20 protein-coding genes are annotated in these 22,200 nt (G+C 67.1%); 11 read left to right on the top strand and 9 right to left on the bottom strand.

Features of this window, described 5'->3' with window-relative positions:
* The first annotated feature begins 29 nt into the window (after positions 1-29).
* Entirely contained in the window at positions 30-593 is a 564-nt protein-coding gene (locus ABZ827_RS06175; RefSeq protein WP_357233325.1) for a TetR/AcrR family transcriptional regulator, read from the top strand.
* Positions 594-614: 21 nt separating this feature from the next.
* Here the strand turns inward: ABZ827_RS06175 and ABZ827_RS06170 are convergent, their stop codons facing one another.
* The gene (locus tag ABZ827_RS06170) at positions 615-1,193 is read right to left on the bottom strand and encodes a helix-turn-helix domain-containing protein (RefSeq protein WP_357233323.1); all 579 of its coding nucleotides are present in this window, start codon (positions 1,191-1,193) and stop codon (positions 615-617) included.
* A gap of 119 nt (positions 1,194-1,312) precedes the next feature.
* Here ABZ827_RS06170 and ABZ827_RS06165 point away from each other — a divergent pair, with 119 nt between their 5' ends.
* On the top strand, positions 1,313-1,978 hold the full coding sequence (locus ABZ827_RS06165) for a class I SAM-dependent methyltransferase (protein ID WP_357233322.1): 666 nt from the start codon (positions 1,313-1,315) through the stop codon (positions 1,976-1,978).
* Positions 1,979-2,020: 42 nt separating this feature from the next.
* On the opposite strand, the gene ABZ827_RS06160 is transcribed toward ABZ827_RS06165, so the two are convergent.
* Entirely contained in the window at positions 2,021-2,482 is a 462-nt protein-coding gene (locus ABZ827_RS06160; RefSeq protein WP_357233320.1) for a VOC family protein, read from the bottom strand.
* Positions 2,479-3,066: a DinB family protein gene (locus ABZ827_RS06155; protein ID WP_357233318.1), complete on the bottom strand. Its 588-nt coding sequence runs from the start codon at positions 3,064-3,066 to the stop codon at positions 2,479-2,481. The genes ABZ827_RS06160 and ABZ827_RS06155 overlap by 4 nt, the downstream gene beginning before the upstream one ends.
* A gap of 63 nt (positions 3,067-3,129) precedes the next feature.
* Here ABZ827_RS06155 and ABZ827_RS06150 point away from each other — a divergent pair, with 63 nt between their 5' ends.
* On the top strand, positions 3,130-4,155 hold the full coding sequence (locus tag ABZ827_RS06150; RefSeq protein WP_357233316.1) for a YafY family protein: 1,026 nt from the start codon (positions 3,130-3,132) through the stop codon (positions 4,153-4,155).
* A 74-nt stretch (positions 4,156-4,229) separates the two neighbouring features.
* Here ABZ827_RS06150 and ABZ827_RS06145 read toward each other — a convergent pair whose 3' ends face one another.
* The 4 genes from ABZ827_RS06145 to ABZ827_RS06130 form a co-directional block, all read right to left on the bottom strand.
* Positions 4,230-5,840 (bottom strand): acyl-CoA synthetase, encoded by a 1,611-nt coding sequence (locus tag ABZ827_RS06145; RefSeq protein WP_357233315.1) that lies wholly within the window; start codon positions 5,838-5,840, stop codon positions 4,230-4,232.
* 43 nt (positions 5,841-5,883) lie between these two features.
* The gene (locus ABZ827_RS06140; protein WP_357233313.1) at positions 5,884-7,134 is read right to left on the bottom strand and encodes a hypothetical protein; all 1,251 of its coding nucleotides are present in this window, start codon (positions 7,132-7,134) and stop codon (positions 5,884-5,886) included.
* 5 nt (positions 7,135-7,139) lie between these two features.
* Positions 7,140-7,691 carry a nuclear transport factor 2 family protein gene (locus ABZ827_RS06135; protein ID WP_357233311.1) on the bottom strand — a complete coding sequence of 184 codons (552 nt, stop codon included), beginning with the start codon at positions 7,689-7,691 and terminating at the stop codon, positions 7,140-7,142.
* 117 nt (positions 7,692-7,808) lie between these two features.
* Positions 7,809-8,009 carry a ferredoxin gene (locus tag ABZ827_RS06130; RefSeq protein ID WP_357233310.1) on the bottom strand — a complete coding sequence of 67 codons (201 nt, stop codon included), beginning with the start codon at positions 8,007-8,009 and terminating at the stop codon, positions 7,809-7,811.
* Positions 8,010-8,371: 362 nt separating this feature from the next.
* Between ABZ827_RS06130 and ABZ827_RS06125 the strand changes: the two genes are divergently transcribed.
* From ABZ827_RS06125 to ABZ827_RS06105, 5 genes are all read left to right on the top strand, one after another.
* Positions 8,372-8,785 carry a carboxymuconolactone decarboxylase family protein gene (locus tag ABZ827_RS06125; RefSeq protein WP_357233308.1) on the top strand — a complete coding sequence of 138 codons (414 nt, stop codon included), beginning with the start codon at positions 8,372-8,374 and terminating at the stop codon, positions 8,783-8,785.
* 70 nt (positions 8,786-8,855) lie between these two features.
* Positions 8,856-9,725: an LLM class F420-dependent oxidoreductase gene (locus ABZ827_RS06120; protein ID WP_357233306.1), complete on the top strand. Its 870-nt coding sequence runs from the start codon at positions 8,856-8,858 to the stop codon at positions 9,723-9,725.
* Positions 9,726-9,727: 2 nt separating this feature from the next.
* On the top strand, positions 9,728-11,023 hold the full coding sequence (locus ABZ827_RS06115; RefSeq protein ID WP_357233304.1) for a glycosyltransferase family 4 protein: 1,296 nt from the start codon (positions 9,728-9,730) through the stop codon (positions 11,021-11,023).
* Entirely contained in the window at positions 11,017-11,748 is a 732-nt protein-coding gene (locus ABZ827_RS06110) for a class I SAM-dependent methyltransferase (RefSeq protein ID WP_357233302.1), read from the top strand. Before ABZ827_RS06115 ends, ABZ827_RS06110 begins: the two co-directional genes overlap by 7 nt.
* Positions 11,735-12,796 (top strand): prenyltransferase, encoded by a 1,062-nt coding sequence (locus ABZ827_RS06105; RefSeq protein WP_357233300.1) that lies wholly within the window; start codon positions 11,735-11,737, stop codon positions 12,794-12,796. Before ABZ827_RS06110 ends, ABZ827_RS06105 begins: the two co-directional genes overlap by 14 nt.
* 218 nt (positions 12,797-13,014) lie before the next feature.
* Here ABZ827_RS06105 and ABZ827_RS06100 read toward each other — a convergent pair whose 3' ends face one another.
* On the bottom strand, positions 13,015-13,881 hold the full coding sequence (locus tag ABZ827_RS06100) for an LLM class F420-dependent oxidoreductase (RefSeq protein WP_357233298.1): 867 nt from the start codon (positions 13,879-13,881) through the stop codon (positions 13,015-13,017).
* A gap of 438 nt (positions 13,882-14,319) precedes the next feature.
* On the opposite strand from ABZ827_RS06100, the gene ABZ827_RS06095 reads away from it, so the two are divergent.
* Complete coding sequence (locus ABZ827_RS06095; RefSeq protein ID WP_357234542.1) at positions 14,320-15,930, top strand: AMP-binding protein; 1,611 nt, start codon at positions 14,320-14,322, stop codon at positions 15,928-15,930.
* A 92-nt stretch (positions 15,931-16,022) separates the two neighbouring features.
* Here ABZ827_RS06095 and ABZ827_RS06090 read toward each other — a convergent pair whose 3' ends face one another.
* Positions 16,023-17,336, bottom strand: a complete 1,314-nt coding sequence (locus tag ABZ827_RS06090; RefSeq protein WP_357233296.1) for a salicylate synthase — start codon at positions 17,334-17,336, stop codon at positions 16,023-16,025.
* Positions 17,337-17,603: 267 nt separating this feature from the next.
* On the opposite strand from ABZ827_RS06090, the gene ABZ827_RS06085 reads away from it, so the two are divergent.
* Together ABZ827_RS06085 and ABZ827_RS06080 are read left to right on the top strand one after the other, a co-directional pair.
* On the top strand, positions 17,604-20,291 hold the full coding sequence (locus tag ABZ827_RS06085) for an ATP-binding cassette domain-containing protein (protein ID WP_357233294.1): 2,688 nt from the start codon (positions 17,604-17,606) through the stop codon (positions 20,289-20,291).
* Positions 20,288-22,042, top strand: coding sequence for an ABC transporter ATP-binding protein (locus ABZ827_RS06080; RefSeq protein ID WP_357233292.1), 1,755 nt, complete (start codon positions 20,288-20,290; stop codon positions 22,040-22,042). The genes ABZ827_RS06085 and ABZ827_RS06080 overlap by 4 nt, the downstream gene beginning before the upstream one ends.
* Positions 22,043-22,200: the final 158 nt, after the last annotated feature.

Raw genomic sequence — 22,200 nt, 5'->3', positions numbered from 1 at the left:
TACCCGTTCATCGACCAGATCGGCGCCGTATGTCTCGTATCGTGAGTAAGGACAACTACTTCGACACCGGGCTGGAGGTGCTGTCCGACCTCGGTTTCCGGCATCTGAATATCGGCGTGCTGTGCCGTCGCCAAGGGGTGACCAGCGGCTCGTTCTATCACCATTTCGGTAGCTGGCAGTCGTATGTCGATGCGCTGCTGGAACATTGGGAGAACCGGCAGGTGCGGATCCTGCGTTCACTGCGGTTCGATCCGTCGACTCCCGATCAGGCGATCCGTGCGCTGTCGGATCTGACGCTCGGCCTGCACCATCGGGCCGAGGCGGCGATCCGGGCCTGGGCGGCGAACGACGAATCGGTGGCGGTGGCTCTCAAACGGGTCGACGAATCCCGGCGCCGCACCGTGCGCGCCACGATTTCGGGAGTTGTCGGCGACGAGGAGATCGCCGCGGTCGATACCGAATTGGGGATGGCGATGCTGATCGGGTACCAGCAGATGGTGGCGTCCGGACAACAGGTGTCCCTGGAGGATCTGCTCGGGGAATACGCCCGACTCGTCTACTCCCATATGCGGCGGTCTGGCGCGAACGACTGAGGGCGCCGGTCACGCCCGGGACTATTTCAGGACGAGTAGCGCGGCGCGCTCGAGCCGGTCGGCGATATCGGCGTAGGACTCGTAGCCCATGCCGGCGCGGACCAGGGCTCCCGCGTACAACAGTTCCAGCGATTCCACGGTTTCCGGGTCGGCTTCCGGTTCCAGTGCCCGGGTGAGCCGGTGGCGGATCTCCACGCCGATACGGGTGCGCAGATGCTGGACATCGGGGTCGCGTCCCAGCAGGGCGCTGGTCACCGCTCCCGACAATTCCTGTTCGTCGGCCACCAGCAGCGCGATACCGCGCAGTTCGGCGAGGACACGCACGGTGGGGTCGGCGTCCTCGCTGACCGGTGTTTCCGAGGACCGGATGCGGCGCCAGAAGATCTCCGCGACCAGATGTTCCTTCGAGGAGAAGTAGGTGTACGCCGTGGCGGTTCCCACGCCGGCGGCACCGGCGACCATCCGGATGGTGAGTCCGGCGAATCCCTCCCGCGACAGAACTTCCATGGCGGCCTTGGTGAGCTTGTCGACGGTGTCCGCCTGCTTTCCGCTCAGTCGGCGCCGGGTGGCCTCGAGAATTCTGGAATCGCCTTCGGACATGTGTCTAGATAGTAGTGTCGGTGGCGTGCCGGATCAACCGACTCCCGGTCCACGGCCCGTCGAGTACTGTCGGTCGGCCCCCTGCCGACCGTGATTTCCGGAAGAGAGACGCAACCCCCATGACCTCGCCAGCCCCCACCGCACCGCTGACCGACGAGCAGCTGTTCGACCATGCCCGCCGCGCCACCGGATTCATGCCGGAGGAGGAAGGCCGCGCCCTGCACGCCGCCGCCGTGAAGTACTGCCGCGGCGGGGTGATCACCGAGATCGGCACCTACTGCGGTAAATCCGCCGTCCTGCTCGGCGCCGCGGCCCGCGCGACGGACGGGGTCGTGTTCACCATCGATCACCACCACGGCTCCGAGGAACACCAGCCCGGCTGGGAGTACCACGACACCTCCCTGGTCGACCCGGTCACCGGCCGCTTCGATACGCTGCCGCGCTTCCGCCACACCATCGACACCGCGGGACTCGGCGATACCGTGATCGCCGTCGTCGGCGCGTCGGCGCGGGTCGCGGCCACTTGGCGCACCCCGATCGACTTCCTGTTCATCGACGGCGGCCATACCGAGGAAGCCGCCGACCGCGACTATCGCGGCTGGGTCAAATGGGTCGTCCCCGGTGGCGGCCTCGCGATCCATGATGTTTTCCCCGACCCCGCCGACGGCGGCCAGGCGCCTTACGGCATCTACCGCCGCGCGCTGGACAGCGGCGAGTTCCGGGAGGTCTCGGTCACCAGCTCACTGCGCATTCTCGAACGTATCGCGGAGTCTCCCGACCGCTGACGTATTCGCGACCGGGACGGCGGAACCCGTAACCGATCCAGGTCAGTCCAGGCAGAACTCGTTGCCCTCGGGATCGGTCATGACGATGAACCCGGCCTCCAGGGGAGGGGCGGGCTCGAAGCGGCGCACCCGGGTCGCCCCCAGCGAGACCAGCCGGGTACACGCATCCTCCAGCGCGGCCATCCGTTCCTCCCCCTGTAGTCCCGGAGCCGCCCGGATGTCGAGGTGGACGCGGTTCTTGGCAACCTTGTCTTCGGGTACCTGCTGAAAGAACAGTCGTGGGCCGTGACCGTCCGGGTCCTCGATGGCCGATTTCGTATTGCGCTGTTCGGGCGGGACCCCGATGCCGGCGAGGAACTGGTCCCATGCGGCCAGCGGGTCGGCGTCCGTGGGCAGGTCGGCTCCGGGCGGGCCGGGATGGACGTAACCCAGCGCGTCGCGCCAGAAGGTCGACAATGCCCTCGGGTCGTGGGCGTCGAACGTGATCTGGATATGACGGCTCATCGGGTGGCTCCGTTCGTGGTGGGGTGCGTGTGGAGATACAGATCGCGCAGCAGACAGACCTCGGACAGATGGTGGATCAGTTCCCGGTGGATATGTAGCACCAGATCGGCCATGGACGCCTCAGGGTAGGGCTCCAGCGGGCCCGCCGGGCGCCGGAGCCCGGTATCGCCGAGATCACGCACCCCGGCCAGCCAGCTGCCGAGGTGGGTTTCGAGCTGGTCGAGCGCGGTGGCCGCATTCCCCGCGTATTCCCAGGTTTCGTACGACGCGGCCGGCGCGCCGAAATGCGCCGCATTGCGGGTGGCGAGCACGCCGACGATCACATGGCCGAGCCGCCAGGCGATCGTGGTGAACGGCGGGGGATCCGGCTCCGGGAAGGCGAAGTCGATCGTGAACTCCCCGGCGCCGGCCTGGACAGGCGCGGTCGAGCTGCCGCGCGGTCGCACGTTCCAGGAGTGCGGCACCGGGGACCAGAAGTATTCGTCATCGGTGAGGCCTTGGAGCCGGGCTCGCACATGGTGGTCCCAATGGGCCTCGAACTGCTCACGCAATGCCCGGTTCCAGTCGAGTTCGTCGGTATTCATGAAAACCACCTTGGCACCTGGAGAGGACAGGATCGGTCCGCTATTTCTGGCAGGCTGGTCGGCGTGGTCGCGGCAGAGAATGACGAGCGGGGTACGACCGAGCGGGTACTAACTCTGCTCGGGTTGCTGCAGCAGCGCCGGGTGTGGACCGGCCCCGAACTGGCGGACCGGCTCCGGGTCACGCCGCGCACGGTGCGGCGTGACGTCGAGCGGTTGCGCACGCTCGGTTATCCGGTGCACGCCGAACACGGCGCCGGCGGCGGCTACCGCCTCGGCGCGGGACAGGAACTGCCGCCACTGCTGTTCGACGACGAGGAAGCGATCGCCACCGCGGTATCGCTGCTCGTGGGCGCGGATCGCACCGCCTCGGGTACCGGCGATGCCGCGCTGCGAGCACTGACGAAACTCGACCGGGTGCTACCGGCCCGCCTGCGGCACGAGGTGCGCGCACTGGCCGGCGCGGTGGAGTCTTTCGGCACCGGCCGCGCGCCGGTCGACCCGGAGGCGCTCATGACACTTGCCCGGGCCTGCCGCGACGAGGTCGAGGCCCGCTTCGGCTACCCATCCGCGAGCGGGCCACACGAGCGGCGGGTCGAGCCGTATCGCCTGGTCGCCTCGGACCGGCGCTGGTATCTCCTCGCCTACGACCTCGATCGGGACGACTGGCGGACCTTCCGGGTCGACCGGATGACCGATGTGGCGACCCGGACCTGGCGCTTCCGTCCACGCCCCGCGCCCGACGCGGTGCCGTACGTGCAGGAGGGTGTGGCGAGCCGCGCCTACCCGTATCGGGCGCGCTTCCTCGTGCACGCGACAGCCGAAACCGTCCGCGCGCAGGTCCCGGCCGCGGCGGCCCTCGTCCGACCGCACGACAGCGGGCACTGTGAGGTGCTCAGCGGCGCCGACAACCTCGATTTCGTGCTCATGCACGTACTCCTGCTCGGGCACTCCTTCGAGGTACTCGACCCTCCGGAGCTGGCGACGCGCTGTCGTGTACTGGCGCAGCGCCTGCTGACGGCCGGCACCACTGTTCCGGACACCGCGAGCCGGAACCCCGGTTCCAGCCCACCGGGCGCGCACCCGGCCTGATGGCCGGCTACGCGAGGTCGAGGGTGCCGACGAATCTCCGGCGATCCGCGCTCCCGGGTGGAGGCCGGACCCGGTCAGTCGGCGCGGTGATCCGGCTCCCGGGCGCCGGCGTACTTCCCGGCCCAGGTGTAATCGGGTTTACCGCTGGGGGAGCGCGTTATCGTCTCCGCGACCCAGATCGCGCGCGGCACTTTGTATCCCGCGAGATGGCGGCGCACATGGGCCTGCAGATCGGGCAGGTCCAACTCCCCGCCCGCGTCGGTGGACAGGCTCACCACCGCGGCGACCTGCTGACCCCAGCGCGGATGGTCGACCGCGATCACGGTGGCGTCGTAGATGGCGGGGTGGGATTTCACCACACCTTCCACCTCCTCGGCGAACACCTTCTCACCACCGGTATTGATGACCATATTGCCGCGGCCGATGAGACTGATGGTGCCGTCGTCCTCCAGTCTGGCCCGGTCGTCGGTGACCACGATCCGCTGCCCGTCCACCAGTTTGAACAGTTTCGCGGTTTTGGCCTCGTCCTTGTAGTAGCCGAGCGGTACCGACCCCGTTTTCGCCAGCCAGCCCTCGGATCCGGGCTGCACCGGCCGCCCGTCGTCGTCCACCACGACCGCGCCACGACCGATCGATACCCGGGGCTTACGGGACGGGTCGTCGTCCCGCTGCGCGAACCCGATCCCTCCGAAACCGGTTTCGGAGGAACCGATGGAATCGGAGACGAACAGGTTCGGTAGCAGGTCCAGCAGTGCGTTCTTGGTCGGCTGGGTGAGCAGCGCCGCGCCCGACGCGATCATGAACAGGCCGGTCGCGTCCACCGGGTCGGCGCGATAGGAGTCGATCAGCGGGCGGGCCATGGCGTCACCGGTGATCACCATGACTCCCGGATGTTCGGCGGCGACTGTCTTCCAGACGGTGGCCGCGTCGAAGCGGGGCTCGAAGATCACACAGTTGCCCGACCACAGGGCGATGAATGTGGGCATCATCGCCGCCAGGTGCATGAGCGGCGGCAGGATCATCCAGGTGGAGGGTTCACCGGCCGCGCCGGTGCGCGATTGCTGGTATTCGTCGGTGACGGGTTCGTTGTTGTAGAAATCGATACCACCGCCGAGGACCCGCCACATATCCTCCTGGCGCCACAGCACGCCCTTGGGCATACCGGTGGTGCCGCCGGTGTACATGACGAACAGGTCGTCGGCGGTCCGGGCGGTATCGGGGCGGGTCGCGGAGGCGGCGGCGGTGACCTCGGCCAGGCAATCCACGCCCGGATCCGCGGGCGTCCGGTCGTCCGCCGCGCACAGCAGATATTTCACCCGTGGCGACCGCTCGACCGCGGCGCGGACCGCGTCCCCGTAACAGGCGTGGTAGACGAGATGTTCGAGATCGGCGTTGTCGTAGAGGTAGGCGAGTTCCTCCGGCCCGTACCGGAAGTTGATATTGATCGGTACGGCGGACAGTTTGAAGCAGGCGATCAGCATCTGCATCGTATCGATGCTGTTGTGCATCTGGAACCCCACATGGGTTCCGCGGTGGACGCCCACCGACGTGAGATGGTTGGCGAGCCGGTTGGCGCGCTCGTCCAATTCCCGGTAGGTGATGCGCCGGCCCTGTTCGATCAGCGCGATCCGGTCGGGCATTGCGTCGACGGAGTGTTCGAACAGGTCGGCGAAATTATTGGCCATATCTATCCTGCGGTAGTGCCGGATCCTCCCGTGCCGGGAGGACTCAGAGAACGGTGAGGGGCAGCGGGATACCGCGATCGGTGAACCGGAAATCGACGCCGGTGCTGAACCGGGTGATCGCGACCTCCGGGGCCTCGTCGAACGGTTCGCCGGCCGCCGTGATCTCGGCTGTCCATCCGTCGGGGCCGCTCTCGGTGACCCGGCTCCGGAAGCGCGAGTTCACGCCCCGTACCAGCGAATCCAGCGGGCCGAGATGGTCGGGGTCGATCATCGACAGCCAGCCGCGGTCGGTGAGCGCGCCGCTGGTGGCGGGGAACCGTATCCGCATTACACCGCCGTCGGACTCGACTTCGACAGCGGTGTAATGCAGCGGATTGAGCGCCGGATGCGCACTCAGCACCTGGGCGAGGGCCTCGATATCGTCACCGAGCCCCAGGCAGGCGCGGATGCGTTCGGACGCGACCCCGGCGATACCGGTGAACTGCTTGCGGCCGATCTCCAGCGCCGCGTCGACGTCGGTGCGTTCGTGGACCGCGACCATGAAACCCAGGACCAGCAGATGTTGCTGCAGGCATACTTCTTCGGCGATCCGCACGAGCGCGGAATGCGAGAAATCGGGGAACCGCAGATCGCTGAGCAGCGGTCCGCTGTAATCACCGCGACCCTCGTCGCCGGGATCGATATCGGCCAGCGGAAGGCGGGCCGCCACCGTCTCCGCGACCAGCGGCGCGTTACGCGGAACCTGCGGCGGGATATGCGATTCGTCGATGATCACCGTCCACGCGCATACCGGATGCCGGTCGGCCGGTGTACGCGGCGGCCGGTGGATCGGGCGCACCTGGGCGTATTTGTTGGTGGCCAGTGCGGTGGCGTCGAAGGTGGGGTCCTCGATGTCGTGGCACATCGATTTCACGTAGTCGACGCCCATGGGTTCCACATCGGCCAGCGCGCCGCAGTGATCGAGCCAGAATTCACCGTGCTGCGGGTCGTCGACCCGGAACCGGAAATCCATGAACTGCGGCGGCGCCCCGATATCGAGTTGCAGGCCCTTGAAGATGGTGACGATATCGTCGCCGGTGTAACCGAGAGCCTGCTGCATCCGGCGGGTGTAGATCGGGCTGGAGAGCTGCCATTCCTCGATCGCGACTTCGGCCATCCCCTCGCGGCCGAAGGCGGAGATACAGTGCGCCATCCCGGATCGGTCGATCAGCTGCCCGCACAGCAGCAGTTCGGGCACCAGCGCCGCCAGGGCCTCGCGGCTGAGCGCGTGGAACCGGCTGGTGGGTACGGTCATCGGGGTCACCACAGGGAGGCCGGCGCGGTGCCGATCCGGTACCAGCCGGGCAGCCGGCCGGCGGTCGATTTCGCGATGCGCTGGTTCATCCCCTCCGACATCGCCTTGTTCGTCATCATCTCCAGGAACAGCGCGGAGACGTTGCCGAAATCGAAGAAATCACGCTGCCAGGACCACTGGTAGTTGCCGCCGTACCGGAACCAGCTGCCGCCGATACCGTCCACGGTGTACAGGCTGCCGTCCTCGCGGGGAGTGGTGGTGTACATCTGCTTCCAGAAACCGATGGCGTCGCCACTGCGCTCGTCGATCACGAACTGCTGGTAGGGGTACTCCCAGCCCTCCAGGCCTTCCATCTCCTGGCCGAGCGCCAGCTCGCGGATCTCGTCGCGGCCCACCGCCATGAACTCGTCCTTGGGGCCGTAGTTCCAGCCGTACGTGGCGTCCTCGGTGTACATCTCGGCCAGCGGTTTCCAGTCACCCAGTTTCTCGCAGCGCTCGTTCTCGGCGATCCAGCGGCGCACCATCTCGTCGAGTTCGGCGCGATCGAAACCTGTCATCGGTGTTGTCCCTTTCGAAAAGATCCTGTTGGGCTGTGGATCAGTGGGTCGCTGTGTTCAGCGCACGAGCGAGGGCTGTGTGGGTGGCGCTGACTGCCGCCACCCGGCCCGGCTCGCTCATGTCTCGTCGGCGACCAGCAAGAGCGCCTGGGTAGGGCAGTAGCGGATGGCATTGTCGACATCGGCTTTGTGCTCCGGCCCCGGATTCGGGTCGAGGATTTCGACCTGACCGCGCTTGGGTACGGAGAATATGTCCGGTGCCTCGGCCGCGCAGACGGCATGCCCCTGGCACAGGTCCATATCGGCCACGATCTTCATGGTGTGTGCTCCCTCGGCGTCTGATGTGCGGGTGCGCGCCGCGATTCCGGCCGCTCGCGGTCGCCCCCGTCCGAGAACGCGTTCTTCCCGGTTCGCGAGGAGCGGACCCGTCGGAAAGACACGTAGCTGGACATGTGTCTGGACGCTACCACCGACGGATGTGTCCGACAACGATTCAGCAATTTTTCCAGAGACGACGATGAGTTCGGGTCGATTTACGAAGGCCGCCGCCGACTGCGCGTCTGCCGTCGCCCGACCCGGCCGACGAGAACACGTTCTTGCGTGGCGGAGAGTGTCCGAATTATATTCCGTACACCTGTCCAGACACTTTCGCCGGACCGTTGCGGCGCCGAAGGAGCATCATGAGCGACCCCACCCCCCACGCGGCGAGCGACCCCACGGTGCGTGAACGGGGCCTCGCCAAGATGGCGGAGGTCTACGGATGGGAATTCCAGGACGGCCCCGGCGACCATTTCGCCGTGACGGCCGATCACCTCTTCGCCGATATCTGGTCCCGCCCGGGCCTGTCCCTGCGCGACCGGCGGCTGCTGCTGCTCGGCGCACTCACCGCACAGGGCCTGTTCGATGTGGCCGGTATCCAGATAGGCGCCGCGCTCAAGAACGGCGAACTCGACGACACCGCGCTGCGCGAGATCTCCCTGTTCCTGTGCCACTACGTCGGCTGGCCCGCGGGCACCTCGCTCGACCACGTGATCGGCGCCCAGCTCGACCAGCACGCCAAGGCCGCGAAGAAAGCCGCCCAGAACGGTCGGTGACGACCGCGAACACCTCCGCCGGGACGCGCGCCGCGACCCGATCGACCACCACCACAGACAAGGCACAGCTATGCGTTTCGGCATCGTCCTGTTCACCAGTGATCGCGGGATAACTCCCGCCGCGGCCGCCCGCGCGGCCGAGGACAACGGCTTCTCCTCGTTCTACGTCCCCGAACACACCCATATCCCGGTGAAACGGGAAGCCGCGCACCCGCAGACCGGCGACGCGTCCCTGCCCGACGACCGCTATATGCGCACACTCGACCCGTGGGTTTCGCTGGCCATGGCCGCCGCGGTCACCGAACGGATCGAACTGGCCACCGCGGTCGCGCTGCCGGTGGAGCACGACCCGATAACCCTGGCCAAAACCATCGCCTCGCTCGACCACCTCTCCGGCGGCCGCGTCACCCTCGGCGCCGGTTTCGGCTGGAACACCGACGAGCTCGCCGATCACGGAATCCCCGGCAAGCGGCGCCGCACCGCACTACGCGAATATCTGGAGGCCATGCGCGCCCTGTGGAGCGAGGACGAAGCCTCCTACGACGGCGAGTTCGTGAATTTCGGTCCGAGCTGGGCGTGGCCGAAGCCCGTCGACCGTACGGTCCCGGTACTGGTCGGCGCGGCGGGTACCGAACGTACCTGCGCCTGGATCGCCGCACACGCCGACGGCTGGATCACCACCCCCGGGGAAACCGATATCTCCGAGCGGCTCGCGACCCTGAAGAAAGCCTGGGCCGACGCCGGGCGCGAAGGGGCCCCGCGGGTCGTCGCGCTGGACTTCAAACCCGACGCCGACCGGCTGGCCGCCTGGGCCGCCGACGGGGTGACCGACGTGCTGTACGGATTGCCCGATAAGCCGGAACCGGAGGTGCGTGCCTACCTCGAACGGCTGGCTGGCAAACTGCGAGGCATGAATTCGATCACCCGTGAGGTCAGCTAGCCGTGCGAATTGCCTTGTTGTCCTACCGCAGCAAGCCTCATTGCGGTGGGCAGGGGGTCTACGTGCGCCGGCTCAGCGCCGGTCTGGCCGAACTCGGCCATCAGGTCGAGGTCTTCTCCGGCCAGCCCTATCCGGCCGACCTCGACCCGCGCGTGACCCTGACCGAGGTGCCCAGCCTGGACCTCTACCGTGAGGACAACCCGTTCCGTACCCCGCGGCCCAGCGAGATCCGTGACCGGATCGATCTGCTGGAACTGGCCACCATGTGGACGGCGGGATTCCCCGAACCGCGGACGTTCAGCCTGCGCGCGGCCCGCCTGCTGCGGAACCGGGTACAGGATTTCGACGTGGTGCACGACAACCAGTGCCTCGGCAGTGGGCTGCTCGATATCGCCGGACGGCTGCCGCTGGTGGCCACGGTGCACCATCCGATCACCAAGGACCGTGAGGTCGATCTGGCGGCCGCGATCTGGCGGCGCAAACCGCTGGTGCGCCGCTGGTACGGGTTCCTCGGTATGCAGCAGCGCATCGCCCGGCAGATCCCCGATCTGCTCACCGTCTCCTCGTCGTCGGCGACCGATATCGCCGACGATTTCGGTGTCGACCCGGCGCAGCTGAAGGTGGTCCCGCTCGGTGTGGACACCGATCTGTTCGCGCCGCGCGGGCCGCGGTCCCCGGGCCGGATCGTCGCCGTCGCCAGCGCCGACAAACCCCTCAAGGGCATCACGCACCTGCTGCAGGCGCTGACCCGGCTGCGCGTCACCCACCGGGTGGAACTGCAACTGGTCGCGAAACTGGAACCGAACGGGCCGACGGAGAAACAGATCGCCGAACTCGGGCTCTCCGATATCGTCACCGTCCGCTCCGGGCTGACCGATACCGAACTCGCCGAACTGCTGGCCTCGGCGGAGATCGCCTGCATCCCGTCGCTGTACGAGGGGTTCTCGCTGCCCGCGGTGGAGGCGATGGCCTCGGGAACCCCGCTGGTGGTCAGCCGGACCGGTGCCCTGCCCGAGGTCGTGGGGGAAGCCGGAGTCTGTGCCGAACTGACCGAACCCGGCGATTCCGCCGCCCTGGCCCGGGTGATCGGCACGCTGCTCGATTCCCCGCAAACCCGGCAGCGCATGCAGGCCGCCAGCCGCGAGCGCGCCGTCTCGGTGTTCAGCTGGGAGTCCGTGGCCGCCCAGACCGTGCAGGTCTATCAGAACGCGATCGACCGGTACGCCGGCCGGAACGCGGGCGACCGGTCCACCGGAGCACCCGCCCAGCTCACCACCACAGGAGGCACCTCGTGCTGACCGTCGATTTCGATCGCGCCGGGATCGGGCCCGGAACCCGGGTCATCGATGTGGGCTGCGGCGCCGGCCGGCATTCGTTCGAAGCGTATCGGCGTGGCGCCGACGTGGTCGCCTTCGATCAGGATGCTCCGGAACTCGAGGGTGTCGCCACGATGTTCGAAGCCATGGCGAAGGTGGGTGAGGCCCCGGCCGGGGCGAAGGCCGAAGCCGTCCACGGTGACGCCCTGGACCTGCCGTACGGGGCGGGCGAGTTCGATGTCGTCATCGCCTCGGAGATCCTGGAGCACGTACCCCCGGACGACGCGGCCATCACCGAACTCGTGCGGGTACTGCGCCCGGGCGGACAGTTGGTGGTCACCGTGCCGCGCTGGCTGCCCGAACGCGTGTGCTGGGCGCTGTCGGACGAATACCACGCCAATGAGGGCGGACATATCCGCATCTACAAAGCCGACGAGCTCCGCGACAAGATCACCGCCCACGGCTTGCGGCACACCCACCGCACCCATGTGCACGCCCTGCACTCGCCCTACTGGTGGATCAAATGCGCGGTCGGTGTGGACAAGCCGGACCATCCGCTGGTGCGCGCCTACCATCGGATGCTGGTGTGGGACATGATGAAACAGCCATTGCTCACCAGGACCGCCGAGAAGGCACTCGATCCGCTGATCGGTAAGAGCGTGGCCCTGTACTTCAGCAAACCGGCGGTGACCCGTGCCGCCGGTTGACCTACCGTCGGTACCTTCGGTTCTCACCCGCCGCCAGTGTCTGCAGACCGCCCGGTCCATCGCCGCCGATCAGGAACCTTCCGGTGCCATCCCGTGGTTCGCCGGCGGCCACACCGACCCGTGGGACCACATCGAATCCGCGATGGCACTCACCGTGGCCGGGTTACGTGACGAAGCGGTCGCCGCCTACACCTGGTCGGCTCGCACGCAGCGGCCAGACGGCTCGTGGCCGATGCAGTTCCGCGACGGCGAGATCGAGAACGCCGCCACCGACGTCAACTTCTGCGCCTATATCGCCACCGGTATCTGGCACTATTTCGCCGTCACCGGGGACGCCGCATTCGTCTCCGATATGTGGCCGGTGGTCCGCGCGGCGATCGACCTCGTCGTCGACTGCCAGGGCGAGCAGGGCCAGATCTACTGGTTAAGGGACGGCGCCGATGTGCTGCCCGAGGCATTGGTAACCGGTTCGGCCAGCATGTATCACAGCATCGGTGCCGCACTGGAACTCGCGCACCGGCTGGGAGACCCGCATCCGGAGTGGGAAAGCGCACGGGCCCGGCTCGGCACCGCGCTGCGGGAGCACCCCGAGGCCTTCACCGAGAAGGACCGCTACTCGATGGACTGGTACTACCCGGTCCTCGGCGGTGCTTTACGCGGGAGCGCCGGGCAGGCCCGGATAGCCGAACGCTGGGACACTTTCGTCGTCGGCAATATCGGTATCCGCTGCGTCTCGGATCGCCCGTGGGTCACCGGTGCCGAAACCTGCGAACTCGTACTCGCGCTGGAAGCCCTCGACGACCACGAACGCGCCCACCAACTGTTCGCCAATATGCAGCATCTCCGGGAAACCGACGGCTCCTACTGGACCGGGCTGGTCTACGCCGACGGGAAACGCTGGCCGGTGGAACGCACCACCTGGACCGGCGCCGCGGTCATCCTGGCCGCCGACGCCCTCACACGGACCAGCTCCGGTAACGGGATCTTCCGTGATCTGGCCGCCGACGCCGTCGTGAGCGCGCCGGTCCCGGTACGGGTCATCGGGTAGTCCTCCCTTATCCGGTTGCGGTTCACCGGTGACGGACGGTGGATGGCCGTCGATGAAACCCGCACCCGATCTGACCGGACGCGTGGCCGCTGGGTGGTGGGCCAGGTCATCGATTCCGAAGGCGGATTCCGCCGGTCCGGCTTCTGACCCACCACCTGGCCCGGCCCTCGGTCAGCGGCCGGGCCGGACCGCCGGTGGAATCACCGTGAGCCGCACTGTCAGAGGTCCGCGAGCCGGGGCACGACCGGTGCGACGGTGTCGATCCACGCCGCCGGTGACCCGCCGGGCGGCATCACGATCGCGGTGTGCACCCCGAGTCCGGCGTAACCGGCCATATCGCGGACGAAATCGTCGAGCGCGGCCGGGTCCGGGCTGCCCGCCAGCACGGTTTTGTGGATCCGCTCGTAATCGGTACCCACTTCGTCGCAGTGGCGGCGAAGCACATCGAGTTTGTGCGTGACTTCCTCGGTACTGGATGCGAACAGGTTGCACGCGTCGCCGTACTGAGCGACCAGCCGCAGCGTCCGTTTCTCACCGCCACCGCCGATGAGCACCTTCGGCCGGTGCAGTGGCTGCGGGGAACACAGCGTTTCGGCCAGCTGGTAATACTTCCCGTCGAACGCCCCGTTGTTGCCCGGATCCCACATCTGCGCGCAGATCCGCAGTGTCTCCTCCAGCCGGTCGAACCGTTCCCTGACCGGCGGGTACGGAACGCCCAGCCCGAGATGCTCACGTTCGAACCAGGCGGCACCGATCCCCAGCGCGGCCCGGCCCCCGGACAGCACATCCAGGGTGGTGACGATTTTCGCGAGCAACCCCGGATGCCGGTAGGTCACGCCGGTCACCAGCAGGCCGAGTTCGATCGTGGAGGTGTGTGCGGCCATGAACCCCAGGCTGGTGTAGCCCTCCAGCATGTTCGCTTCCGCGGGTAGCCCGGTGGGTTCGATCTGGAAGAAATGGTCCATGAACGACAACCAGGTCCCGCCGGCGGCCTCGGCTGCTGCGCCCACGCGTGCGAGTTCTCCGGCAATGGCGGCGGTACCACCGTCGATTTCGAAAATCGGTATGTGAAAACCGAGCTCCATGTCATCCCCTTGTGATGGTGGGTGATCGGGTCGATGACACGCTACGACCTGGAGAGCACTCCAGGTCAAGATCCGCGTGGAGTGTCCCGAACCGGTGGCCGGTCCGTTGTGTTGATGGCGGAGGCGAGGAGCTGAAACCGTACCTCACTGCTGTACAGCTCGTACTTGCTGGGAGCGGTACCCCGGTTCGGGCGCCTCGATCGTTCTTCCGGTAACCGGCGGTGGGGTATCGCACGATTTCGAGTTGCCCGTCGACTGCGTCGGGGAGTGGTGTTAGCTTAGCCTAAGCAAATGGCGACTGAGGAGGGTCGGGGTCGGTGGTGGCCGTACCGGGCAATGAGGCGGGATCACCGGGCGGGTGGACCTCCGAGCGCCGGACGATCATCGAATCTCGAGACCTACTGAGGCTCCCGTGCTCGTACCGAGAGGCATATCGTGATTCCCCTTGACACCTCCACCACCCATCGCGAGGGCTACGTTCCCTTTCCTGCCGAGGAGGCCGCAAAATACCGTAGCGCGGGTTTCTGGCAAGGACGCTCGCTCGGTGAGCTGCTGCGTGAGACCGCGCGGCGGTACCCGCATCGGACCGCGCTGCTCGGCGCCGACGGACGTAGTTACGCGGCGCTCGACGCGGAGGCCGATCGACTGGCGCACGGGTTCCGGGCGCTCGGAATCGAACCGGGGGACCGGGTCGTGGTGCAGTTGCCGAATGTGGTCGAGTTCGTGCCGGTGTTGTTCGGGCTGTTGCGGGCGGGGATGATCCCGGTTCTCACGTTGCCGGCGCATCGGCGTAGCGAGATCGAGCATCTGGCGCGGCTTTCCGAAGCGGTCGGCTATATCGTCGTGGACCGGATAGGTGACTTCGATTACCGAGAGTTGGCCGCCGAGGTGCAAGCCGCGGTGCCGTCGCTGCGGCACGTGCTCGTGCTCGGTGACGCCGGCCGGTTCGTCGATCTGAATTCTGTGCCGTGCGGGGGTGAGTCGCTACCCGTGGTGGACCCGGGCGATATCGCGCTCATGCTGGTTTCCGGTGGTACCACCGGGCTGCCGAAGCTGATCGCCCGCACCCATGACGATTATGTCTACAACGCGACCGCAAGCGCGCAGGTGTGTGAACTGACCGAGGGCGATGTATACCTGGCGACACTGCCCGCCGCGCACAACTTCCCGCTCGCCTGTCCCGGCATCCTCGGCACGATCGCGGTCGGGGGCGCGGTGGCCTTCGTCACCGAGCCCAGTCCGGAGAATGCGTTCGCCGCGATCGAACGGAACCGGGTGACGGTTACCGCGGTCGTACCGCCGATTGCCCAATTATGGTGTGCGGCAGTCGAATGGGAGGAGGCCGATCTGTCCTCACTGCGGTTGCTGCAGGTCGGTGGCGCCCGCTTGGCCGAGGTGAATGCTCGTGAGGTCGAGCCTGCGCTCCAGGCGCGGCTGCAGCAGGTGTTCGGTATGGCCGAGGGGTTGCTCAACTTCACCCGTCCCGACGATTCGGACGAGTTGGTGTGCGGCACCCAGGGGCGGCCACTGTCCCCGGCCGACGAGATCCGCGTCGTCGACGGTGACGGCAACGACGTCGCCCCCGGGGTCGAGGGCGAGCTGCTCACCAAGGGCCCCTATACGATTCGCGGGTACTACCGGGCGCCCGAGCACAATGCTCGCGCTTTCACTCCGGACGGCTACTACCGCAGCGGCGATCTGGTGCGCCGCCTGCCCAGTGGTCATCTGGTTGTCTCCGGTCGCATCAAGGACGTCATCAACCGTGGTGGTGAGAACGTCTCCTGTGACGAGCTCGAGGAACACCTGCTCGCTCATCCGGCGGTCCGCCATGCCGCTGCTGTCGGGTTGCCCGATGCCGCGCTCGGTGAGCGGGTCTGCGCTGTTCTGGTTGTCGGCGGCGAAATGCCGACGCTGTCCGAGATCAAGGCATTCCTGACCGACCGCGGCCTTGCCACGTACAAGCTTCCCGATGTGCTACGTCGTGCGGATGATCTGCCCACGACCGCGGTCGGCAAGATCGACAAGAAGGCGCTGCGCGCCGAAGGATGACGAACCAGGTATTCGGGCCGGCGCGGCCGATCGGGTGTCGATTCCGTGGCCGGTGCGGGTGGGCGCCGGCCGTTCGGGCGCCGTCGCTCGACCTACGCCGCGACGACGTACGGCGCGATACTTTCGAGTTTCTCGCAGGTTTCCTCGAATTCGCGCTCGGGTGTGGATTGTTCGATGATCCCTGCGCCGGCGCGTAGCCACGCGCCGTGCAGGGTTTGGTAGACCGCGCGGAGCACCAGCGTGGCCTCCAGTGAGCCGGAGGGGGAAACGGTCAGTACCGCACCGGAATACAATCCGCGCGGATCGCGGTCGAGCCGGAAGATCGCGTCGACGCCCTCGCTTTTGGGGATTCCCGAGGCGGTGACGGCCGGGAACAGGGCTTCCAGGGCGTCCCAGCCGGTGCGGTCGGCGGTGAGCAGGCCGCGGACGGTGGAGGTGAGGTGCTGGACGCTGCCGCGTTCGCGCACTGTCATGAAATCGATGATGGCCGGTGTGCCAGGTGCGGCGATCGCGGTGATCTCGGTGAACGAGGTGTTCACCGACATCGCGTGTTCGGCGATCTCTTTGGGATCCCCGAGCAGATCTGCGCGCGCTGCCAGGTCGGCCGCCTGGCTGCGGCCGAAGCGTCGGGTACCTGCCATCGGCTTGGTGGTGATCACGCGGCCGTCGTCGACGGAAACGACCAATTCCGGGCTGAATCCGGCCGCCGCGAGGCCACCCAGCCGCAACAGGAAGGACCGAGCGGGAGTGTTGTGTGCGCGGCCGAGCCGGTAAGTGGCCGGCACGTCGACCATGAAGGGTAACTCGACCTTTCGAGACAGTATTACCTTCCGGTACCGGCCGTTCCGGATTTCGGCGGCCGCCTCGGTGACTCGTTCGCGGTAGCCGGTCCGATCGCTGCGGATATCCGCCGGATGCGGCAGCGGCAGCGCACTGTCCTGAGCGACGAGGACGAGATCGTGTATCGCTCGGGTCTCGTCGGGGGTCGCACCGGAGATCCGGATACCGGACATCGCGATCCGCACCTCGATACGCGGAATCATCAGATGCGCCAGTATCGTGGACGCCGGCACATGGGCGGTGGCATCCAGCGCCCAGGCGCAGAATTCGAATCCGACCCATCCGTACACATTCCGTCCATCGAGCGGTAGTGCGCGGAGTGCCTGATCGAGGGCGTGTGCGGGCCTGCCGGTCCACCGGCGGGTGCTGCTGCGCCCCTCCCATTCGACCCGCAGCTGCTCGACACCCAGTTCGACGGTGCCGATCGGATCGGCCGCGAACACCCACTCTCCTGGGCGTTCGTACACCACGTATTCGCCGAACAGATCGGCCCCCGCCAGCCCTGCCACCGCCGCCACCGGATCGGTCACATAGCCCGCCTGCGAGCGCTCATCCGTGATCGACAACGGTCCTCCAAAAGGTCATACCCGACTGCGGAAAGTTAGGCTAGCATAGCCTTACCTGTCGTCGGTCCTTGTCGCGCAGCCGAAAAGAGTCGGAATCGTGGATCTGGTTCGGCACCGTGGGTATGTGTAGGCTAACCAAAGTTGTCGAGCCTGTCTCCGTGGAGAGCTGGGGCGGCGGCGTATAGCCGGTGCGCCCGCTCGTGCCCGCGCTGTTCGGCAGGTGACCTCGACGGTCATCGAGTCTGGTATCGGAGGACGTACACCGCAATGGCGCGCAGAGGATTTCAAGGTGTGGTACTGAACGCCTTCGGTGTTCAGTACCACACCGCCACCGTATCGAGTACAGAGCAATTGACACCGCGGATGCGCCGGGTCTGGTTGAGTGCGCCGACGTTGCTGGCGGATATCGATATCGAACCGACGGCGTGGCTGCGGATGTGGTTCCCCGACAACAAGGGTTCGGACGCGGAATTTCAGCGCGGATACACGATCGCGGAGATCGACCCGGATACCGTCGGCCGGTTCGCGGTGGATTTCGTTCTGCACGAGCCCGCGGGCCCGGCCTCGGCGTGGGCGTTGAACGTCACCGGCGGTGAGACGATCGAGGTGACCTCGTTCGGATCGCGAGGGTTCTCGGTATCGGAGGATCTACCGGCCGGCTATCTGCTGATCGGTGATTCGGCCTCTGTTCCGGCGATCAATACGATCCTGGCCGCGGTGCCACATCAGGTGGCGGTCGAGGTCTACTTGGAACAGCATCACGATGATGATCTGCTGCTCCCGCTGGTCCACCATCCGCTGGCGCGGGTGCACTGGATTCCGCGCACCTCGGAGGAAGCCCTTGCCGCGGCCCTGGAAGCGCGGGACTGGTCGAACTGGTACGCCTGGATGGGGCCGGAATCGAAGGCCCTGAAGCACCTCCGGGCGCGGGTGAAGGAATTCGGTTTTCCCAAGACGGATGTGTATGCGCAGGCGTACTGGGTGCACGGCCGGGCGATGGGTAAAGAACGCGGGGCCGAAGAGCGTACCGCCGCGGCCTCCGTTCTCCCGGCCGGTACCGCGGACAGCGCGCCCGCCGGCAACGCTTCGGACAGTGCCGTATCGAAGGCGCCCGAAGAGGCGGTGCCGGAGGCCGTCGACGCCGGATCGGCACCCGGGGTGGTCCCGTCTGCGCAGGTCGCCGCAGCCGACAAGGCGCAGGATGCGCGATCCGTTCGCGCCGGAAGGTGGCGTTCTCAGGCGGGCAGCCGCTTGTTCGCCGGCGTCAAGCCGAAGCTCTATGTGGCGGGCATCCTGCAATTCTTCGTCACACTGATCCAGCTGGCGCCCTATGTGCTGCTGGTGGAACTGGCGCGGGAACTGCTCGCGGGTAGTGGAAGTGGGACACTGTGGCGTCTCGGCCTGTGGGCGCTGGGACTGTTCGGGCTGGGCGCTTTGCTCGAATCGGCGTTGCAGCTGTGGTTGCACACGGTCGACGCACGGTTCAGCCGTGATATACGCGGCCGGTTGCTCGGCAAGCTGGCGAAGCTGCCGCTGGGCTGGTTCACCGCGCGCAGTTCGGGCCAGGTGGACAAGCTGATCAACGGTGACACGCTGTCGCTGCACTATTTGATCACGCATGCGGTGGTCGATGCGGTGGCCGCGGTGGTGGCCCCGCTTGCGGTACTGGTCTACCTGTTCTTCGTGGACTGGCGAATGGGTCTGGTGCTGCTGATCCCGATCCTTGCCTACATATTCACGATGATGACGATGATGGCGACATCGGGGCCGAAGACGATGCAGGCGCAGCGCTGGAGCGAACGGATGAAGCGCGAGGCGACCTCCTATATGGACGGTCAGCCGGTGATCCGGGTATTCGGTGGTTCGGCTGCGTCACCGTTCCGGCGCAGTCTGGATCAGTACATCGCCTTCCTGGACGGCTGGCAGCGGCCGTTCGTCGGCAAGAAGTCGGCGATGGACCTGATCACCCGGCCGGTCACCTTCCTGTGGCTGATCCTGGTGGCCGGAACCGCCCTGATCGTCGCGGACAGCCTGGATCCGGTGGATCTGTTGCCGTTCCTGTTCCTGGGCACCACATTCGGCTCGCGCCTGCTCGGCATCGGTTACGGCATGATGGGGCTGCGGGAGGGCCGGGAAGCGGCGCAGCGGATCCAGGTCGTCTTGGATACCGACGAGCTCGAGGTGCGGACCGGGCCGGCGGGTGCGGTGGACGAGCCGGGCCGGGTGGTGTTCGACGAGGTGAGCTTCGGCTACCGGCCGGGTGCGCCGGTGATCGAGAACGTCTCGCTCACGCTGGAACCCGGCACGGTCACCGCGCTGGTCGGTTCCTCCGGCGCCGGAAAATCGACACTGGCCGCGCTGCTGGCCCGCTTCTACGACGTCGGCTCCGGTGCGATCCGGATAGGTGGCCGCGATATCGCGACACTGTCACCGGATGAGCTGTACGAGCAGATCGGCTTCGTTTTCCAGGACACCCAGCTGGTACGCGGCACGGTCCGGGAGAATATCGCCCTGGCGGTACCGGATGCGTCCGACGATGCGATCGAGCGTGCCGCGCGCGATGCACAGATCCACGACAGAATCCTTCGGTTGCCGCAGGGGTACGACACGAAGCTGGGTGCCGACAGCACTATGTCCGGAGGTGAACGGCAGCGGCTCACCATCGCTCGGGCGCTGCTGGCCGACACCCCGGTGCTGGTGTTGGACGAGGCCACGGCGTACGCCGACCCGGAGTCGGAGTATCTGGTTCAGCAGGCACTCAACCGGCTGACCATCGGGCGGACGGTGCTGGTGATCGCCCACCGGCTGCGCACGATCACCGAAGCCGACCGGATCGTGGTCCTGGAAGGTGGCCGGATCGCCGAATCCGGAACGCACACCGAACTCCTCGCCGCCACGGGCCGCTACCGGCAGCTGTGGAATGCCGGCGCCGATATGAAGGAGATCGCCCGATGATCCGCACCATGTTGAGCCTGCTGCCGGCCGAGCAGCGCAGCCGGACCACCGGATATCTCGCTCTCCTGATCATTTCGGTGATCCTGCGGGCGACCGCGGTGGTCCTGGTGGTGCCACTGGTCACGGAACTGTTCGGGGACACCCCGGCCGATGCCTGGCGGTGGGTGGGGGCCCTGACCCTCGCCGTCGCCGCCGGCTGGGTCGTGGACACGATCGCCTCGCGGATCGGTTTCGACCTGGGATTCCACCTACTCGACAACGCCCAGCGGGCGGTCTCGGCGCAGGTGGCGCGAATTCCGCTGCGCTGGTTCACGGAGGACAACTCGGCCGTCACGCGGCGCGCGATCGCCACCACCGGCCCGGACCTCGTGGGGCTGGTGGGCTACCTGGTGACGCCCCTGTTCCAAGCTGTCGCGCTACCGGTCGCGATTGCCGTCGCGCTGATGCCGGTCGTGTGGCAGCTGGGCCTGGTTGCGCTGCTCGCGCTGCCGTTGATGCTGGGTTCGCTGTGGCTGACCAACCTGCTCACCCGGCGTGCGACCACAGTGTCCAGGGAAGCCAACAGCGTACTCACCGAGCGCATTCTCGAGTTCGCCCGAACCCAGGCCGCGCTGCGTGCGTCGCGGCGCGCCGAGCCGGCCCGCAACGAGACCGGTGCGGCACTGTCCGCCCAGCACGGGGCGACGACTCGGTTGTTGCTGCTGAATGTCCCGGGTCAGGTGCTGTTCGGTCTCGCGAGCCAGATCGTGCTCCTGCTGATGGCGGGAACCGTCGCATGGCTGGCAGTGGCGGGCACAATCGGGATTCCCGAGGCTGTTGCGCTGATCGTGGTGGTGGTGCGGTTCCTGGAACCGTTCGCTGCATTCGGTGACCTCGCGACGGCGTTGGAAACCAGCCGTGGTGCGCTGCGTGATATCCGCACCGTCGTCGAGGCGTCGGAACCCGAGCGGAGCGGCAAGGCGGTGCGGGCGGCCGATGAGCCCACTCGGGTTGCGCTGCGCGCAGTGCGTTTCGCCTATGGTGCCGAGCCGGTACTGGACGATGTGGATATCGAGTTCGAGGCGGGCAGAGTGACGGCGGTGGTCGGACCGTCGGGGTCCGGTAAGAGCACCTTGCTCGCACTGATATCGGGTTTGGAAGCGCCCACGTCCGGCAGCGTCACCGTCGGCGGCGTGGAGCTCGGGACTCTCGATGCCGCGGACCGGCCGGCGGTGGCCGGCATGGTATTCCAGCAGCCGTATCTGTTCACCGGCACGATCCGGGAGAACGTCCTCGCCGGCGCCCCGGAGGCCGATCCGGAACAGTTGGCACAGGCTCTGCGCCTGGCGCGGGTCGACGAGTTCGCGAAGCGGCTGCCGGAGGGACTCGACACCCTGGTCGGGGAGGCGGGTACCGCGTTGTCGGGTGGTGAACGACAGCGGGTATCGATTGCGCGGGCGCTGCTGAAGCGGTCTTCGGTGTTACTCGTGGACGAGGGCACCAGTGCGCTCGACGCAGAGAACGAGGCCGCGGTGGTAACCGCCATCACCGGTGACCCGCAGCAGCGGACGCGTGTGGTGGTGACGCACCGTCTCTCCACCATCGTGGGCGCGGACCGGGTGCTGTTCCTGGACGAGGGCCGGATCGTCGAGGACGGCACAGTCGACGAGTTGCGTGCTGCGAACGGTCGTTTCGCCGAGTTCTGGGCGCAGCAGCACGAGGCTGCCGGGTGGCGGATCAGCGCGGACCCCGCGGCGGTGGGCACTCCCTGACGGGCTGGTCGGTATCCAGAGGGTGGGCATCCACGGTAGGCGGATGCCCGATTTGTTCAGGCCGAGGGGGAGTGCGAGGAAAGGTTGAATACATCCCATTTCCGTTCGGATTAGCTTAGGCTAAGCTTCCTTCGGTCGGACCGATGTGCCGCTGCTCA

It is taken from the genome of Nocardia sp. NPDC019395, assembly GCF_040632335.1.
Classification (GTDB): Bacteria; Actinomycetota; Actinomycetes; order Mycobacteriales; family Mycobacteriaceae; genus Nocardia.
Note: the sequence above shows the minus strand (reverse complement) of the source record. Positions and strands in the feature narration are given on the sequence as shown.